Raw genomic sequence first — 18,815 nt, 5'->3', positions numbered from 1 at the left:
CCTATTGCTGAAATGCGTGCCACCCCGCCCAGGCGAGCGGGACAAGGCCGATCAGATCGACGAGCGCGATGGTGCCAAGCTGCGCGGGGCGGCCGTAGGATTGATAGAGAAAAAGGAAGCTGAGCATGCTGATCGCCGCGAGCAGGGTCGCGATCTTGCGTCCGCCCGGATCAAAAGCCGCCCATACGCAGGCGACGAGCACCGCAAAGAACAGTGCCGCGCGGTGGTGCATCAGCAGGAAGATCGGGCTGTCGGGCTGAACGCCGTAGAGCCGCGTGATCAGCGCCGGGCGGAACAGCGCGAGTGCGGGGATCAGGTGGACGAGGCCGAGGAGCAGCCAGCAGATCAGTTGCGACATGCAACGAAGTTAGCAGCCCGCGGCGCCGGGGCAAGTCCTTAAAGCGCGATCATTCCCGTTCGCATCGTCATCCCGGCCTTCGCCAGGATGACGAGAGGGGAGCATTCTGTTCGGATTGAACCGTAGCCCTGAGCTTGTCGAAGGGCGCCTATCGCCGAGAGGCGCCCTTCGACAAGCTCAAGGCTACGGTGATTGGTGATCCCGACTTTCCAAGCCGGACTCGGGAAGGTGGTTTTTCGACCCAACCCAATGATGCTCAATTGGCGTCGAGCCGCCAATCCCAGCCAAGCGGGTCGCCATCCATCACCTCGACCCCCGCGGCGGTAAGCTCGTCGCGGAGTTTGTCCGAAGTCGCGAAGTCCTTGGCCGCGCGCGCTTCCTTGCGGCGGGTGAGCATGATTTCGATTTCGTCTTCGGTGATGGTGGCCGATTTGGGGCGGATGCGCAGGTCGGTGCGTGTCAGGCTGCCTAGATCGAATCCCAGAACCGAATCCATCTGACCGAGAACCGTCAGCCGTTTCCGGATGTCGATCTTTTTCGCCAACAACAAATCTTCAAAAGCAGTCAAAGCGATCGGAGTATTTAGATCATTCGAGATTGCGCCATCGAACTGGTCCATGTGCGTGGACAAGATAGTTTCGAGAGATGTCGGCTGCCAATCCGAAGGGACCGATTCCTTCAGTCGCTGATAGCCAATCACCAGTCGCTTCAACCGTGTCAGCGCGGCCCCCAAACCTTCCCACGAAAACTCCAGCTCGCTGCGATAATGCGCCTGCAGGCACATCAGGCGGTAGGCGAGGGGGTGGTAGCCCTTGTCGATCAGCAATTGCAGGCGCAGGAATTCGCCCGCGCTCTTGCTCATCTTGCCCGAGCGTTCGATCAGGAAATTATTGTGCATCCAGATGCGCGCCCCGCTCGCGTCCGAGCAACTGTGCGCCTGGTTCTGGGCGATTTCGTTCGGGTGGTGGATTTCGCGGTGGTCGATGCCGCCGGTGTGGATGTCGAACGGAAAGCCGAGCAGCGCTTCGGACATCACCGAACATTCGAGGTGCCAGCCCGGCGCGCCGCGGCCCCAGGGACTGTCCCATTCCATCTGGCGCGTTTCGCCCGCGGGGGTCTTGCGCCAGATCGCAAAGTCGGCGGCGTGGCGCTTGCCCTCGACCTCCTCGATGCGGCCCTCGCCCTCGTCGGTTTTCGCGCGCGCCAGCGCGCCATAGTCGGCGACCGTCGAGGTGTCGAAATAGAGGCCGCCCTCAAGCTCGTAGCAATGCTTGTCGGCGATCGCCTTCGCAAATTCGATCATCTGCGGCACATAATCGGTCGCGATCGACCAGTGCGCAGGCTGGCGGATATTGAGCGCCTTCACGTCGGCCCAATAGGCCTCGGTATAGTGGCGCGCGATGTCCCAGATCGACTGCGCTTTCTCCGCCGCCATCTTTTCCATCTTGTCCTCGCCCGCATCGGCGTCGTCGGTCAGGTGGCCGACGTCGGTGATGTTGATGACGTGGGTGAGCTTATAGCCCTTGAACGACAGGGTGCGGCCCAGCGTGTCGGCAAAGACATAGGCGCGCATATTGCCGATATGCGGGTAATTATAGACCGTCGGGCCGCAGCTATAGACGCGCGCCTCCGGCGGGTTCGCCGGATCACCGGGAACGCCGGGGTGGACGGGAACAAAGGGTTCCAGCTGGCGCGTCAGGCTGTTGAACAGCATCAGCGGCTGCGAGGCAGGGGCGTCGGTCATGCTCGCGCCCATGCCTCGCGCAATGGGGAGGCGTCAACTCTTGCGTCGCCCCCGCGCAGGCGGGGGCCGCGAGCGGCCACTATAATTCGCCGTTGAGTAGGCCGCCGGCGGCCCCCGCCTGCGCGGGGGCGACGTTCAGGGCTGTTCGGTCGGCGTCCACAGATCATCGTTGCCCGCCCCCGTCACCGGATCGTCGAGCAGCGGCTCGCCGCTCAGCGGATCGAGGTCGCGCATCGTGATCAGCGGTACCGGCAGGCTCTGGCCGTTGCCATCCTCATCGACGGCGTCGGCCTCTTCTTCGATGACATCCTGGACCGGGAAGTTGCTTTGTACGTCGATGAAGGCGCAGGCGCTGACATTGGCAATCAGGCAGCCGTTGAAGGTCGAGCGCGGATCGAAGCTGCCCGCGACGGGCGCAACCCCGCCGATGGTCAGCAGCGGGATGGTGTCGAGTCCGGTCACCTGGCCATTGGGCCCGATGTGGACGCCGTTTATGACGATCCGCGACGGACCGCTGGTGACGATGTTGAGCCCGCCTGCGCCAAAGCTGAGCCCGCGGCGGGCGGCAAAATCGGTGCCGCTGCCGCTGTTCTGGACATAGAAACCGCCGACGACTTCGCCGCGGATCCCGCGTGCGAACAGCGCGCCTTCGTCGATCAGCACGCCGTCGTTCTGCGCCAGACGCGCTTCGATCGCGTTGGTCGTTGTCGCGGCGCCGACGTCGTTGATCGCGGCGGTCGTCGCGACGATGATGTCGTCGGACACCATGTTGAGCTGACCGGCGGCGTTGGCGCCATTGACCAGTCGCACCGTGCCCTGTCCGAGGATGACTTCGAGCGCGTCGCCAGCAAAGAGGTTGAGCGCGTTCGCGTCGGTCAGGCCGGTCAGCTGGACATTGCCGATCACCCGCATCTTGCCCGGGGTGCGAATGGTCAGGGCGCCATTGGCACCGAGGTTCGACCCGGCGGCACCCCCGGCAAGGGTGAAGCTATCGACGATGATGTCGGGCGGCGAAGCGCTGCCCACCGACGTGTTGTTCGCCGCCTGCACTTCGGGCGCGAATACCTCGATATTCGTACCGAACAGCCGGGTAAGCTCGTTCGCGTCGAGATGGAAGCCGTTGCGGGTGCCGGTGCCGCCGACGAACGTCTGGCTGAACACATCGTTGTTTTCGATCGACAGCGTATCGGTGCTGCCCGCGGTACCGACCCGTGCGCCGCTGGCGATGATGATGTCGTTCGATTGCAGCGAGATGTTCCGGGCGGTCAGCAATGTGTTGACGGTGATGTCGCCCTGCGTCGTCACATCGGCACGGTTCGCGGTGAGCTGGTCGATGATGATGTCATCGCCGCTCTCCGCGCTCAGCGCGGCGCGTCCGGCAACGACGCCCGAAGTGACGGTCAATGTGCCGGAACTGGTGCGCACCACCGCATCGCCGACATCGGCAGTCAGGCTGGCGAAGACAATATTGCCACCGGTGCGAAGGTTGATGCTGTCGCCGCTTGCGGTCACCGGACCGGTCGAGATCAGTCCGTCGGAGGTCACGGCGCCGTTGCTTGCGTTGAGCAGGGTCGCGCCGCCGGCCTGGATATTGCTGGAATTGACGCCGTTCGTTCCGTCGAGGGTCAGCTGTCCGGTCCCGGTGGTCTGGGCGCGGGTGATGTCGATGCGGGCGCCGGTCAGCGTCAGATCGCCCCCGGCGCGCACCCGGCCCCCGATGATGTCACCCGCGGTGGTGACGGTCAGATTCGCTCCGGCGTCGAGGGTGCTGACAAAGGAGCCGCCGGGGCTGGCCAGCGTTTCGAGATTGGCGGCCGTAGCGGTGACGGCAATGTCGCGCCCCGCGGCGACGGTGCCGGTCGCGCTGAAGATGCCGGTCGACGTGACCAGAACGTCGGTAAAGGCATTGAGCCCCGCCAGCGTCGTGTCGCCGCCCTGCGTGCGAATGTCGCTGCTGCCGCCGGTCGCGCCAAGGCCAAGCGTCGTCGCGCCGTTGATCGCGATCGCTCCGGGTGCCGTCGCGATAATGTCGTCGCCTGCCGACAGCGCCGATGCGCTGATCGCCCCGCCGGCCGACAGCCGGACATCGGAGCCATCGGTTGCCGACACCCCTTCGCCCGAATTGATCGTGAAGCCGCTGCCCGCAACAAATCCCAACATGGCGGTATCGGCGCCGGCGCCCGTCGCGCTGACCCCGGTTGCCGAGAGATCGCCGACCGTGCGCACATCGACGTCATCACCCGCAGTGATCCCCGTGAGCGTTGCGGTCGTGCCTGCGAGGACGAGCATATCCTCGCCCGCATTGGCGCCCGCGATCGTCGCCGATCCGGCTGCGGTGACCCCAAACATACGCGCGGCGGCGCTGTTCGCCAGCACGACATTGCCCGCCGCCTCGACAAAGACATTGCCTTGGGTCGGAATCCCGCTGGGATCGGGGAAGCCGCCATTGGCGGTCGCGGAAGCATCGACATTCGCGTTGGAATTCAACCGAATGTCGCCGCCAGCGACATAGGTTCCGGTGAGGTTGCCGTCGGCAAAGATCGAAATCGTCCCGGCGGCGTCCGCCTGATTGACCGCGACCGGTCCGCCGAGGCCGAAGGCAAAGAAGTTTGCGCCGCCGGTCACGGCGCCGGTCAGCGCAATGCTGTCGCCGATCAGGTTGATGTCGCTGCCCGCGGCGATGTTCGCGCCGGTAATGGCGTTGGTTGCGGTCAGGTTGACCGTGCTGCCCGCATCGATCGCGGCAAAGGCGATGCTGTCGCCGCTGACACTGGTGGCCTGACCCGACGCCAGCGTGCCGGTTGTCGTCACCGCACCCGATGCTGTCAGGCCGAGATTGTCGAACGCTGCGATATTGCCGCCGCCGATGGTACCCGCCGATGCGGTGAGGGTGATATTCGACAGGTCGGGGGGCGACGAATTGGCCTGGAAGAAGCTGGGGCCGGACGGGCTGAAAGGTCCGTAGCTGAGCGTTCGATCATCGGGCCCGGTGCCGGTCGTCGCGAGGCCGTTGGCGGTAATCCCGCCCGGTGCCGTGACTGTCAGGTCGTCGCCCGCCGTAATGTTGGCCAGCGTTGCGGTGGTACCCGCCAGCACCAGCACGTCTTCGCCGACATTGGCGCCGTTGACCGATGCCGACCCGCCCGCGCGGACCCCGAACATGCCGGTGGCGCTGTTATTGGTCAGCACGACGTCACCGCCCGCATCGACATAGACGCTCGCGGCGATCGGCGTGCCGCTGCTGGAGCTTTCGAACCCGGTCGCGTTCGCCGATGCACTGATATTGGCGTCCGACGTCAGTCGGATGCTGTTCGGCGTGTTGTAGGTGCCGGTAATGTCGCCGGTGGCCGACACCGATATGAAGTCGCCCATATTGGCAAGCGCGATGGCCACTGGTCCGGCGCTGCCATTGGCAAACAGGGCGCCGCCGCCCGCTATTTCGCCGCTGATGGCGATGCGGGTTGCGTTGAGGTCGACGCTGCCGCCTGCATCGATCGATCCGCCGCTGATCCCTTCGGCGCCGGGGGCGTTGCCGGTCGCGGTCAGGAAGACCGAGGACCCGGCATCGATATTGTTGAACAGGATCGACTGGCCGCTGACCTGGACGAAGCCGCCCGCGGTCGAATTACCCAGATCGACGGCGCCCGGCGAGGTCACGAAGATATCGCCGCCGGTGATGATCGAATTGAGCCCGGTTCGGAAGCTGGCGCCGCTGGCGGTGAAATCATTGACCGCTTCGGCATGCTCGACCGACGCCGCGCCTGCCGCGGTGACGACGATGTTGTTGCCGTCGAGCCGGTCGACCCCGATGCCGCCAAGGGTCGAGGTCAGCGACAAGGTTCCGTCCGCGCCCAGCAAGCTGCCCGGCGCGCCGCTGATGCTGCCGGCGGTTGCCGACAGGCTGCCGCTCGCGCCGATTGTGCGCGCGGTTCCTTCGCGCCCATCGTGCCGGATGTCGATCTGGTCGGCGGCGGTGATCAGCAGGTTGCCATCCACCGCGACGCTGCCGTTCGACTGGCCATAGGTGCCGAACGAGCTGTCGGTGGTCAGCGTCATGTCGCCGGTGGTGGCGATCGTGCCGCCCGTTACGGCAAAGAAGATCCCAGCCGGGGCTTCGTCGGTGTCGTTGTTGGTCGGCGGTGCTGTCCCGAGCGCGTCGGCGGTCAGGCTGGCGAACGTGATTTCGCCGTTGCTCCGGACCTCGATCCGGCCCGCGGCGTCGCCGTTCGCGGCGATCGTGGTCGCCCCCAGATCGACCACGCCTATGCCGGACGACGTGGCCGAGGCGTCGACGACGGCGCGGCCCCCCGTTGTCCCGACCGATCCGCCCGCGATGCCATTCCCGGCGCTTCCCGTGCCGCCAGCGCCGCCGATTCCCGACAGGCCGCTGACGTTGATGTCGACCGCCGCGCCGTTCGATGTGATGGTGCCGCCATTGGCCGACAGGCGCACGGTGCCGCCAGTGCCGCCGCCACCGCTGCCGCCGTCGCCGCCAACCCGCATCCCGCCGAAGCCGTTGAATGCGCCGCTGCCGCCGTTGCCGCCGGTTCCCGCGCTGCTGAGCGCGATGATGCCGCTGGTTTCAGGGGTGATCGCGACGGTCGAACCGTTGCTGGCCGCAATCTCAAGCGTCCCGCCGGTGGCATCGCCGCCGCGGCCACCCGCAGCACCGACAAGTTCTTCGGAGAAGAAGCTGCTGTTGGCGCCGCCGCCATTACCGCCGGTCGCCGCGGTGACGAAATTGGCCTGCGAGACGCTGATATTCGCATTGGCACCATCGGCTTCGATACGCCCGATGCCGCCCGCCGCGTTGCCGCCGTCGCCGCCGGCGCCGTCATCACCAAAGCCGCCATTGCCGCCGATCGCCGACGCATCGACGGTCAGCGCCAGCGCACCCGCATCGAAATCGGAAACGATGACTTGGGCCAGACCGCCCGCCCCGGCGCCGCCATTGCCGCCGACGGTGCCAAAGCCGCCGACGCCGCCCGATCCGCGCGCAGTGCTGGCGACCGTGCCGGTGGCAGTAAAATCGGTCGCAAAATCGATCGTCGCCGTGCCGCCCTGGCTATTGCCGCCATTGCCGCCGACGCCGATTCCGGTGACCGAACCCGAGCTGCTCGACGCAAAGACGTTGCCGCCCGCGCCGCCGATGCTGCCGGCGTCGGCGATCAGATCCCCGGTGGTCAGCGTTCCCGACACGATATTGATCGTCGCGGTGCCGCCGACGCTATCGCCCGCGTTGCCGCCATCGCCGGCGACGCCATTGAACGCGAAATAGCTGCCGCCTTCGCCGCCCTCGCCATTGGCATAGGCCGCGAGCGTGGCGGTATTGATCACCGCCGTACCGTCGATATTGACGATTGCGGTCCCGCCCTGTCCTGTGCCCCCGGCGCCGGTCGGGGTCGGGTTGGTCGGATCGTCGTCATCGCCATTGGCGCCGTTGCCGCCCTCGCCGTTGGCGGAGACAGAGACATTGCCGCCGTTCAGCGTGCCGCCGAGCAGATTGAGCGTTGCGGTGCCGCCGACCCCGTTGCCCGAAACGACAGGATCAAAGCCGCCACGACCCGATGCCGAAACCGACAGCGTGCCGACCGTCATCGTGCCGCCCGTTTGCGTCAAAGTCGCCGTTCCCCCGCGTCCGGTTCCGGCGACGTTGCCGCCAAAGCCGTTGGCGCTGACGGTCAGTTGGTTGGCGATAAAGGTGCCGCTTTGCATATCAAAGGTCGCGGTGCCGCCGACGGCACCTGCCGCGCCATTGCCCGCCGTGATGCCTTCGGAAAAGCTTTGGGTGGCACCGTTTGCTTCAAAGAAAATGTCATCGAAAGTCATGCTGCCTGCACCGGTGGCGCTGTTGCGCACCCGGACCAGAACGGTCCCGCCGATCCCCGATTCGACCGGCGAAGCGCCGACGACCGAATTGCCACCGGACACGCCGGTTGCAGAGAAGTTCGCAAAATTGGCCATTGTTATGGCGCCGCCGTCGGCAATCACCTGGATCGTGCCGCCGGTGGTGGCGACGTCGCTGGGCGCGCTGCCGCTGGATGCCGATGCGTAAAATTCGTTGAAGCCGCCGGTGTTCGTCGCGATGATCGTACCATTGTTGGTTGCCAGCAGGTCGATCGTACCCCCGGTCACCGCGCCTCCGCTGGTTTCGGCATTGGGCCGCTGTGCGGTCGTGTCGACAAAGATTGACCCTGCGCTGATCGTGCCGCCATCGGCAGTCAGATCGACGTTGCCGCCCCGCGCGATGCCGGCGGTGAAAACACCCGACGACACAAAATTGCCGCCAACGGCATTGATGTCCACATTGCCATCGGTTGAAAGCAGGCCGCCAGTGGCCGCGCGCACGATCACATCGCCGCCCGTGCCGCTGCCGATGTTGTTCGCGACCCCGGTCACGCCGCTGACGTTGATCGACGTGTTGCCATCGTTGATGATGCCGCTGGCGTTCGCGACCGCTATCGTGACGGAGCCGCCGACGGCGTCGCCCGATGAAGACGTCAGATTGCTGGGTGTGGTCGCGCCGCCACTGCGTGCTGCCGCGCTGAGGAGCAGGTCGCTCATATTGACCGCGATGCCGCCATCGACCGTCAAGCTGACGTTGCCGCCGCTGCCGTCGGCGCCGGACGCGCCCTCGATCCCGCTGCTGTCGCCGCCGCTGCCGCTCGCCGACATGTTGACTGCGCCCAGATCGACGGTCGTCGCGGCCGGGGCATTGATGTCGATCGCCGCCGTGCCGCCAGCGCCTGCGCCACCGTTTTGGGTCGAAATGGTAGTCCCCGACTGCGAAATGCCGCTGCCCCCAAAGCCATCGGCGCTGACCCCGGTCCCCAGCGCATTGAGCGACGTTCCGGCGCCGGTCACCCCGATCCGCGCGGTGCCGCCGGTGCCGCGGCCCGACTGGATGTTGCCGGTCTGCCCGATGCCCGTCGCTGCGACATTCACAAACCCGTTGATCGCGAGCGCGCCGCCGTTTTCGACGGTCAGTGTTGCGTTGCCGCCGGTGCCGTCGCCGCTGTTGTCGACCGCCGTGCCTACGCCGCTCGAATCAAAGGTGACACCGCCGCCGATCCCGGTCGATTGGACATTCAGGCCGTTGGCGGTGAGGGTGCTGCCCGCGCCCGAAATCAGGACGGTCGCATCGCCGCCCGTCCCGTCGCCGCCGTCGCCGCCGGTCCCGATACCCGCTGCGCCGATCGACGCGACGGTGATGAAGCCCGCGGTGACCGAGCCGCCGAGGACCGACAAGGTCGCATTGCCGCCCTGCCGCGATCCGTCGGTTTGCAGCTGGCCCAGCGACTGGAGCGCCAAGGCGCCGTCGACTTCGATCGCCTGGTTGGCCCCGGCGGTCAGCGTCGCACCCGCGTCGCCGCCGAAATCGGCATCGCCGCGTACGATAATCTTGCCGGTTTGCGGGGTCGGCGGGGTGCTGGCCGGGATCAGATTGTCGGGCCGACCGGCAAAGGTGCCGCTGGCGCGCGCCACGACGCTGCTGTTGAACAATGTATCGCCGACGGTGATGTTCGCCGCGACGCCGTTCACCGGCGTATCGTTCACTTCGCCATTGGTGACATTATACCCCGCCGACAGGCGCACCGCGCCGTTGGGATCGACCTGCGCCGATACCGCGTCATAGCCGATCTGGCCCGACACCAGCATCGTGACCGCCAGATTTTTGGGGATCGCGACCATATAGACGCGGCTGTCGTTCGGGTTGCTGTCCAGATGCCCGGGGCCGCCGGTGGTGCCGGTGTGGGTGATGACGTTGCCGCCCTCTGCGCCGACCTGCACATTGATGTCGAACAGCCCGCCGTTGATGCGGATATCGGCCTGCTCGGCCGCGACATAGCCGACCGATCCGTCGACGCGGACGACGCCTGCCTGGACGACGCGCGGCGCCACCAGCGCGACATAGCTGCTGCCGGGACTGAGCGCGGTATTGGCGTTGATCGCGCCGTTCACGGTGATCACCGAAGTGCTGCCCGCCGCGCCGCGGAACCGGATTTCGCCCGCCGGGCCGAGCAGGCCGTCGGTGGTCAGGATGTCGTTCGCCGTCAGCACCAGGCTGCCAACATTGATCACGCCGCTCGCGCCGATCAGAATGCCGCCGGCGTTATAGAACCAGATATTGCCGCCGCGCCCGCCCGAGGTGGCAAAGTCGATACTGTTGACGGTGCCGTTGATCGCGATCTGGTCGGAGATCGGCAGGCCTGCGCCGGAAATGAAACGGTTGAGGACGATATATTGGCCGGTACCGGTGAAGTTGAGCGAATTGCCGGCGGGCAGAAAGTCGATCACCCCGCTGACGGGTGCATTCGACGGCGTCCAGTTGATGATGGTCTGGGCGCCCGTCGTGTCGACGGTGGTTGGTCCCGGTCCCGGCGGCGAGATTGTTGGCGTGCTGAGCCCCGGACCGGTGACGGCTTGCCCGGTACCCGCGACCTGCGCGAGCGCCGGTCCACCATAGGCCAGCGCCGCGAGCCCGGCCACGATCGCACAGCTTTCGAGGAGGCGGCGCTTGCCGTTGCGGGTCGGTGCGGGATTGGCCGTGGCACGCATGTCTGTAGTCCTCGATGTCGTCGTCATGGGTCAGCGCGCCTTCACGCCAAATTGGGTGGTCAGCGACACCAGCAGCCGCGGGTCGGGCTTTTTGACCAGGAATCCGCCGCGGTTCAGCGGCGCCGCGACCGTCACGTCGAGCCGCGCGACATCGCCATAGGCGACGCGCACCCCGCCGCCCGCGGAATAGAGTTTCTGCGGATTGAGGCCGTTGAATGCGGTATCCTTGTTCCACACCCAGGCGGCGTCGAAAAAGGCGAAGGGCTGCACCGCGAACGCCTTGGTATTGGCGGGGACGAACGACCCGTAGCGCGCCTCGAGCGCGACGCCGATGCCGCTGTCGCCGATGATCGTGCCGGGATCGAACCCACGCCCGACGGTGAAATTGCCGCCCGAAAACTCCTCATAAGCGAGTAGCGGATCGTTCGACCATTGCGCGCGCGGGGCGGTCGAAAGGGTGAATAATTTGTGCGGTCGCCATTCGGCGAGCGCATTGGCGCGCAGCAGAAACGCGTCGGGTTTGCCCTCGACGCGGGTCAGTGGTACCGCGCCGGGCAGGAAACAGGTTGCCCCGCCGGGACCGCAATCGTCGCTCGCGCCAAGGAAGCTGGCGCCCTGCCGCGCTTCGATCGACGTCGAAAGCGCCCAGCGCGGTTCGCTGGGACTGAAGCCGCCGCGACCCGCCACCGACGACGGGTCGATCCAACTTGCGTCGGCGCGCAGGTTAAAGACGCGCAGCCGGTCGCGGTTGATCGGCACCCCGCCAAGCCCGATGTCCTGATCGATCAGGTCGAGCCCGCCGCCGACGGTCAAGCGCCGCGCCTGCGTCAGCGTGACGGGATAGGAGGCAAACAGGCTGACGACCTGGGTTTTCGACTTGATCGGGAACGCCGTGATGTCGGGGCGCGTCCAGGCGTAAGTGTAGCTGGCGCCCAGCCGTAAGCCTTCACCGCCGACGCGGAACTCGTGCGCCAGCTGGACAACCTGCTGCTCGTCGAAATCGGGGGTCGAATAGAAGCTGGCAGTCGTCAGATCGCCCATGCCGGTCAGCCCGGCCAGGCGGACGCGCGCCACCCCGCCCCAGCGCCCGACGTCGCGCGAACCGAAATTCTGCACGTTGAAATCGAACAGCACCGGTGTGCGCGCCACGGTGACTTCGCCGACGACCTCGCCCGGGGCGCCGCCCGGACGGAGCGTCAGCCGCGCATCCATGCCCGGGATATCGCGCGCCAGCAGCAGATAGCGCTCGGCATCGATGATGTTGAACACCGGCTGATCGTCGAGGCGCGACAGATAGCGTTGTAGCAGCGGTTCGTTGGCACCGGCGTCGCCGCGCACCTCGATCCGCGACATCCGCGCCGCCAGAATATCGAGCTGTACGACGCCATCGTCGATCGTTTGCGGGGGCACGCGGACCGCAGCGAGATAACCTTGCGACCGTAGCATCGTCGCGGCGCGGTCGCGGATGTCGCACACGACCGAAATCGGCAGATCCTGCCCGACCTTATCCGACCAGCTGGACGCCAGCATGGCATCGTCGATGCCCGCCACACTGGAAAATTCGACCCCGCGCAGCGTGATGCGGACATTGGCGAATTCGGGGTTGGCAAGCGGGCAGGGCGCGCGCTCGATGCCGTCGTCGGCGGTCACCACCTGTTCGTTGGGCGGGGTCAGCGGCGCAAGGGTCGGCTGCTGGATTTCCTCGCGCGTCGGGATCTGCGGGGTGACCTGCGCCAGTGTCGCGGCGGGCATCGCGGCCGCGACCAGTCCGGCCGAACCGATCAGCGTTCGCCGCAGCCCCGCCCGTTTCGGCCGCCCGCGCGCAATATATCCCACATCCCCCTTGGTCATCACCACCCCTTAAGTACGAACGCGACCGCGAAATCGCGGTGCGGAAATTCATATGGCTCTGCCGCAAAGCCGGGCAGCGCGAATTGTTCGACCCAAGGAAAGGTTCTGCCGGTTGTAGCGGCAGATTTTCGCCCGTTTTGTATCAGATGGCTCGACCGGGTTCAATGCCCGGCCAAATCCGTTTGCCTCAACCTGCTTCAGATTCCGACATCGCGTCGACCAGCCGATTGAGCTGCGGTGTGCAGCCCTTTGCCATCAGCATATCGACCGATCCTTCGACCGTGTCGGGCGCGTTTTCGAGCGCGGTAAAGCGCACCGTCACCGGCGCCGCGAGGCCGCCACCCGACAGCCGGTAATCGACGCCATATTGCACCGGCAGCACATCGGTCGGCCATTTGCGGAAATTGGCGCCATCGACGATCGCGACGGTCGATTTTTTACCCGCGCTTTCGATTTCCAGCGCGGTGTCGCCCTCCATGTTGGGACGCCACAGCATCAACGTGGCCGGGTTGGCGACGCAGAAGGTGCCGCCTTCGCGATAGTCGAGCAGCCACAGGTTCGGCGCCCGCGCCTCGACCGGTGCAGTGTCGCCGGGGCCACGGGAAAATCCGCCGCGCGACCGCATCGTCGGCCCCTTGGCCAGCATCCGCGTCACGGTCCCGCTCATCGATTGGCTGGTCTGGATCGTAGCGCTGGCGCCAAAGGTGCCGGGGCCGGACAGGGTGCGGGTCTTGCCCGCCTGCATCAATACAACCTTGTCGCCCGCAACGAGGGTCAGCTTGTCGGCCGATTTCAGCTTGGCGCCCGTCGGATATTTGCTCGCCGACGGGCCGGTCGAACGGACGACCATCGATTGCGCGGCAGCGCTGCCGACCACCGCAACCGCCATGATCGCCGCGGCGGCGGAGAGGGCAAGGCGGCCCTTTGGCAGATCAGGAAAGGACATAGCTTTCTCCATTCTTCGTATTGTTCAGACGTTCTATCAGAAACATTATGGCTGGATCCTGACCGAATTCGGCCTGTGCTGCTGTGGCACAGGTCACATAGGCATTTTCGTCGCCCGCGGTGTGCGTGGCAACAAGCGCCGCGATGCGCGCGCGCTGTTCGGGGGCAAGGTCGGGGCGCGGGGTCAGCACATCGACGGGCTGAGCACGACCGCGCAGCGTCACCCGCCCCATCGGTATCAGATCGTCGCGATCCGATCGCGCCGCGGCTTCGGCGGAGATCAGGACACCCGTCTTCAGGCTCTTGTTCGCAGCTTCAAGCCGTGCCGCAGTGTTCATGCTGTCGCCGAGCGCGGTATATTGGATACGCCCTTCGCCGCCGAAATTGCCGACGATCGCGTCGCCGACGTGCAGCCCGACGCGCGTCATGCCGATCGGCGGCACATCTTCGGCGGCCAGGTCGACGCGATATTTCTCGCCCGCCTGATACATTGCGAACGCGGCAGCGGCGGCCTTTGGCCCGTCGTCGGGACGGCTGAGCGGTGCGCCCCAGAAGGCGACGACGGCGTCGCCGACGAACTTGTCGATCGTGCCGCCATGTTCCAGCACGATGTCGGACAGGCGATCGAGATATTCGTTCAGCAACCGCGCGACGGTTTCCGGGGTGACCGCATGGCTGAGTTTCGTGAAGCCCTCGAGGTCGGTGAACACGCAGAAGATATTGCGCCGTTCGCCGTGCAGCGACAGTTGGTCGGGATCGCGCATGATCTGCGCGGCGACGTCGGCGGGCAGATATTTGCCGAGCGCCGACTGGGCAAAGGCGCGCTGGCGCGACCCGATCGTGCGCGCGGCCGTGCCGACCGCCGCATAGCCGAACAGCCAACCGATCGCCCAGCCAAAGGTCGGCAGGGTCGTCGTATCAACCCCGCGTCCCTGCAACCAGAAGGGGAAGGCGACAAAAAACGCCATCTGCCCGAAAAAGGCGAGCGCGACCCAGCGCGCGCGCAGGTCGATCAGGCTGGTCAGCCCGCCCGCCAGCACGATCAGGATCGCCAGGATCCACAGCGCCGGAACCGACAGGGGCCGTGACCACGCATTGTCGAGCTGCTGCGCCAGCATGTGCGCGTGAACTTCCAGCCCGATCATCGTTTCGTGTTGGCCGGTGATCGGATCGGTAAAGCGGCTGAGCGGGGTGTTGAACTGGTCGTTGTCGATGATGTCGCCGCCGATCAGGACGTAACGGTCTTTCACCAGCTCGGCGAACCCGGCGCGCATGTCGGCGTCCATCGGCATCGCAAAGGTGTCGATCGGGATATTGGCGAAAACGGGCTCCTCCTGTCCCGCGGCGGCGCGCGCGGGAACCAGGAAACGAATATTGCCCTGGAAATTCGCAAAGGCCGGATCGACCGGCGCCATGGCGTTGGACATGAGCGGCGGCAGGTTTTTGGGCCGGTCGGGCCAGGTGCGGATCACGCTGTCGTCGTCGGTCCGAAACAGCACGCTGGTCGGTTTGGTCTTGTCGGTCGCGACCGCAGCGATGAAGGCTTCGAGAAACTTCTGCTGTTCGTAAAAGATCGTGTTCGGATTACTCGCCTGCTCGGCATAGGCGAGCCAGGTCGGGGTGGTCATGGCGCGCAACTGCGTCTTCAGCACCTCGTCGTCGGGCCGGGGCGAATCGAACGCGATATCGATGCCGATCGCTTTTGCCCCCATCTGGTCGATATTGCCGAGCGCATTGGCAAGGAGGGTGCGGTCGAGCGGTGACCGGATGCCGGTGTTGAACAGGGTTTCATCATTATAGGTGATCAGGACGATGCGTTTGTCCTGTTCGACATGCGGCGCCATCAGTGTCGCGCGCGCGTCGTACAGCGCCCGCTCGGCGGCATCGATCAACGGCATCTGCCAGCTGAAGCGCGCGATCAGGATCGCGACGAGCAGGAAGACGATCGTTGCCGCCATGCGCGACGGGCCAAGCTGCATGACCAGACGCCGCACCTGCTTGCGCAGCGGCACAGCGGGGCGCTGGTCATCGGGCGCGACCGGGTTGTCCGCGGTGAGGCTGGCTTCGGGCAAGGGCATGGGTTCAGCGGGCAGCGCGGCCGATACCTTCCTGCGCGGGCGCGGCGGCAGTGGCCGTGGTCCCGTGCAGCAACGGCTGGCCGCCGTCACCGATGATCGCAAAGCCCGCCCAATAATAAGGATGCGACGTCTGCTGATCGTCCATCAGCCGCAGCTGCGTGCCCCACATGGCGTCGGCGACGCTGGTACCCTGACCCGATCCGAACAGACCGCCGATCAGGCGCTTCGTTGCGTCGAAATCGTCGGGGGCCGGCCAATGGCTGGCGATCACCGACCGCCCGCCGGCGCCGATGAAGCTGCGTACCAGTCCGTCGAGCGCGTTGCCGCCGCCTGACAGCCCCGCTTCGCGGGTGGCCGCGACCGATGCCGCGCCCGCGGTGTCGCACGCCGACAGGATGACCAGGTCGGCATTGATCTTGAGGTCGAAAATTTCCTGAAAGGTCAGCAGCCCGTCCGAATCACCGTCGCCGAACGAGGTGACGAGTGCGGGGCGCGCCGGGCAGGCGGGGCGCGGCGCGGTGACGAGGCCGTGGGTCGCGAAATGGATGATCCGATAGTCATCGAGGTCGGTGCGCGTCTTGACCGCGCTGTCGGTGAAGGCGCCGCCGGTCAGCAGCGTCCCCGCGTTGCCGCCCATGGCGTTGCGCGCAGTGACGAGCTCGTCGGCGGAAATCGGCCGCGCCCATTGCGCGATGTCCCACTGGCAGTCGCTGTCGATCGCGCTGCCCGCCGCGCCGCGGGTACCAAGCGACGGCAGGGTGGTGCCGTCGACCGGCAAATTCTGGCCCAGCCCGAAATATTGGTTGGCGGCCTTCGACGGCGCCGCCTGCCGTGCGTTGCGGAAAGCGAGGGTCGATACTGCGGTGCTCGGCCGCGAGGTGCGCCCAAGCCACGCGACCTGGCGCATGTCGAACGGATCGGCATCGGGATCGAGCAGTCGCTGTTCGTAAGCGGCCAGCCCCGTATCGGCGGTGATCAGCAGATTGATCGGCAGTCGCAGCATCGCGCCATCGGGTTCAAAGATCAGATGGGCAACGCTGGGCAGCTTGGCGGCGACCGGGCCGAACAGCTGGCCATAGAGCTTGTACGCGGTTGCCGCATCGAACGGATAGGTCACGCGGCGGCCATTCTCGACGATCGAGATCGTCGAGCGGATCGCGTCGACCGCGGTGTCGAGCCCTGCCGCGCTGATGTCGGATTTCCAGAGCTGGGCACCACCGGGTTCGATCAGCATCGCATAGACGGAATCGCCGACCACCAGCATTTTGAGATAGGCTTCGTCGGCGCGCAGCACCTGTTGCAGTTCGACAAGGTCGAGCTTGCCCGGCGCGACGACGCGATATTGCGGGAAGGCGCTCAGCGCGACGATCGTTTCGGCCTGCTGGAACGACAGGTTGTCGATCTGGGTCTTGAGGTCGGCGCGCAGCGCATTGATTTCGGGCGAAACCGGCAATTGGCCGAGCCGGGCATCCTCGATCCGGGCGCGCTCGATGTCGCGGTTCAGCGTCGTTGCCTGACGGAACAGCCGCGCGCCATCGTCGCTGCCGCTGGACAGTTCGCGCGCCAGCACCGCCTGGGTGTCGGCGACGCCGGGACGGACCTGCAACTGGCTGGCGACGAAAAAGTCGCCGACCGCGGTGGCATCGGTGGCAGCGCGGCTGGCGAGCAACCGGTAATAGGGTGCCATCATGTTGGCCATGCCGGTGGTCGAGCGCTGCGATCCGGCAAGCGCGGCAACAACGTCGCGATAGATACCGAGCGCCTTGTCGTCCTGCTCGTGGCGGGTCAGGAAAGCGGCGTAGCGCGCGCGGGCAGAGGCAAGCGCGTTGGTTTCGGGATATTCGACCGCCAGCGCGTTCACCGATTCCAGAAAGCGCGCATCGGCGGCGGCAATGTCGCCGAGCGCCTCTTCGGCCAGCGCCAGCTCGCCCAGCATTTGCGAGCGCAGCCGGACGATCGAGGTGACCCGGCCTTCGCGCACCGCGAGCGCGTCGGTCAGCCCCTTGAGCTGCGCCGTCTTGGCCGCGGCGCCATTGCCACGCAGCCGCTCGACGGTGCCAAGCAGGTGCACCGCTTGCGCGTCGATGATCTGGGCACGCTCGATCGGGGTCAGCCGTTCGCGGTCCGATGCCTGCTGGACGGCGCGGGCGTTGCTGCCGCTGTTCACCCCGGCGACGATCGCCGGGGTCAGCGTGACGCTGGCGCCATCGACCGTGACGGCGCTGGTCAATGGCGCGATCGGTTGCTGCAACAGTTCGGCCGCGCTGTCGTAATTGCGCTGGTTCAGCGCATGAATGGCGCGGAAATTGCGGCGCAGGCGGAGCTGGACGGGATCGCTGGTTGGCACCGCCTCGGCTTCGGCGAACAGCCGTTCCGCCTCGCCAAATTCGCCGAGGTTCGATCGTTGCAGCGCGCGGTTCAGGGTGAATTCGGTCGGGTCGATGTCGGCGGCGGCCTCGTCCCCCTGTGCGCGGCGCGACAGGGTTTCGAAAAATTCGGCGGCTTCGGCATAATCGCCGCTGTGGTTGCGCCGATATCCCTCGGCCAAGGCCTTGTCGACGTCGATGGCGCCGGCCAGCGTGCGCGCGAAACCGTCGTTGGCGCCGACCGATGTCGTTGCAACCTTGATCACGCCGGGGACGACCCTGCGCTGACGGACCGATTCGAGCGCGAGATTCAGTGCGTCGGCATAGGCGGCAAAGCCTTCGACCGTGTATGCGGTGTTTCCGTCCGTTTCGACCCGCGTTTGCCACGCGACGCTGCTGTCCCTGACCGTGCAGGTGCCGTCGGCGGCGCAGATGACGCTGTCGGCGCGGCCGCGTTCGATCCGGGCGAGCGCCTGGTCGGGGCTGGCGCGCAGCATGCGGACATATCCCACCGGCTGACTGGCGTCGCGGCACAGGATCACCCAGGCACGATCGAACATGCCGCCGATGACGTTGTCGCGCACCGTCGCTTGGACGGCGCACAGCGAGCCGCCTTGGTCGCCGATCGAAAAACTGTCGCGTAAAGTTGGGTCGGTGACCTGCGCCTGAGCGGTTCCGGACGACGCGACACAGAGCGCGGTCAGAATCGGCAAGCAAAATAGACGTCGCACGGTCATCACCAATTCCCCAAACACAAGGTCAGAGGCGCCATGCCGACGCGATCGTGGCTAGGGTCAGGACCCATTGATTTGCGGTAGCGATTATGATTCAGGCGACCGTGAAGGAGCCTGAATTTGAGCGATTTATTCTGGCTGACGGACGAGCAAATGGCCCGCCTTCAGCCCTATTTTCCG

At 66.1% G+C, this 18,815-nt stretch carries 7 protein-coding genes; all 7 read right to left on the bottom strand.

Annotation, left to right across the window (positions count from 1 at the left end; translation table 11 throughout):
- Position 1: 1 nt before the first annotated feature.
- Positions 2-358, bottom strand: coding sequence for a phosphopantetheine adenylyltransferase (locus G9408_RS07805; protein WP_168453506.1), 357 nt, complete (start codon positions 356-358; stop codon positions 2-4).
- Between the two features lie 256 nt (positions 359-614).
- Positions 615-2,102: a cysteine--tRNA ligase gene (cysS, locus tag G9408_RS07800; RefSeq protein ID WP_168453505.1), complete on the bottom strand. Its 1,488-nt coding sequence runs from the start codon at positions 2,100-2,102 to the stop codon at positions 615-617.
- Positions 2,103-2,237: 135 nt separating this feature from the next.
- On the bottom strand, positions 2,238-10,661 hold the full coding sequence (locus tag G9408_RS07795) for a hypothetical protein (protein ID WP_168453504.1): 8,424 nt from the start codon (positions 10,659-10,661) through the stop codon (positions 2,238-2,240).
- 30 nt (positions 10,662-10,691) lie between these two features.
- Positions 10,692-12,512 carry a ShlB/FhaC/HecB family hemolysin secretion/activation protein gene (locus G9408_RS07790; protein WP_168453503.1) on the bottom strand — a complete coding sequence of 607 codons (1,821 nt, stop codon included), beginning with the start codon at positions 12,510-12,512 and terminating at the stop codon, positions 10,692-10,694.
- Positions 12,513-12,699: 187 nt separating this feature from the next.
- The gene (locus G9408_RS07785; RefSeq protein WP_168453502.1) at positions 12,700-13,458 is read right to left on the bottom strand and encodes a hypothetical protein; all 759 of its coding nucleotides are present in this window, start codon (positions 13,456-13,458) and stop codon (positions 12,700-12,702) included.
- Positions 13,445-15,436, bottom strand: a complete 1,992-nt coding sequence (locus tag G9408_RS07780) for a CHASE2 domain-containing protein (protein ID WP_408021873.1) — start codon at positions 15,434-15,436, stop codon at positions 13,445-13,447. Before G9408_RS07780 ends, G9408_RS07785 begins: the two co-directional genes overlap by 14 nt.
- A 103-nt stretch (positions 15,437-15,539) precedes the next feature.
- A complete protein-coding gene (locus G9408_RS07775; RefSeq protein WP_168453500.1) occupies positions 15,540-18,638 on the bottom strand; it encodes a CHAT domain-containing protein in 3,099 nt (1,032 codons plus the stop codon).
- Between the last annotated feature and the right edge of the window lie 177 nt (positions 18,639-18,815).

Origin of the sequence: Sphingopyxis microcysteis, from assembly GCF_012274265.1 — a bacterium.
Lineage (GTDB): Bacteria > Pseudomonadota > Alphaproteobacteria > Sphingomonadales > Sphingomonadaceae > Sphingopyxis > Sphingopyxis microcysteis.
This window is presented reverse-complemented; position numbering and strand designations above follow the sequence as displayed.

What these genes read in the sequence shown, in the direction of transcription:
- G9408_RS07805 (WP_168453506.1), bottom strand. Translation starts at nt 358, where the DNA reads ATGTCGCAACTGATCTGCTGGCTGCTCCTCGGCCTCGTCCACCTGATC.
- cysS (WP_168453505.1), bottom strand. Translation starts at nt 2,102, where the DNA reads ATGACCGACGCCCCTGCCTCGCAGCCGCTGATGCTGTTCAACAGCCTG.
- G9408_RS07795 (WP_168453504.1), bottom strand. Translation starts at nt 10,661, where the DNA reads ATGCGTGCCACGGCCAATCCCGCACCGACCCGCAACGGCAAGCGCCGC.
- G9408_RS07790 (WP_168453503.1), bottom strand. Translation starts at nt 12,512, where the DNA reads ATGACCAAGGGGGATGTGGGATATATTGCGCGCGGGCGGCCGAAACGG.
- G9408_RS07785 (WP_168453502.1), bottom strand. Translation starts at nt 13,458, where the DNA reads ATGTCCTTTCCTGATCTGCCAAAGGGCCGCCTTGCCCTCTCCGCCGCC.
- G9408_RS07780 (WP_408021873.1), bottom strand. Translation starts at nt 15,436, where the DNA reads ATGCAGCTTGGCCCGTCGCGCATGGCGGCAACGATCGTCTTCCTGCTC.
- G9408_RS07775 (WP_168453500.1), bottom strand. Translation starts at nt 18,638, where the DNA reads ATGACCGTGCGACGTCTATTTTGCTTGCCGATTCTGACCGCGCTCTGT.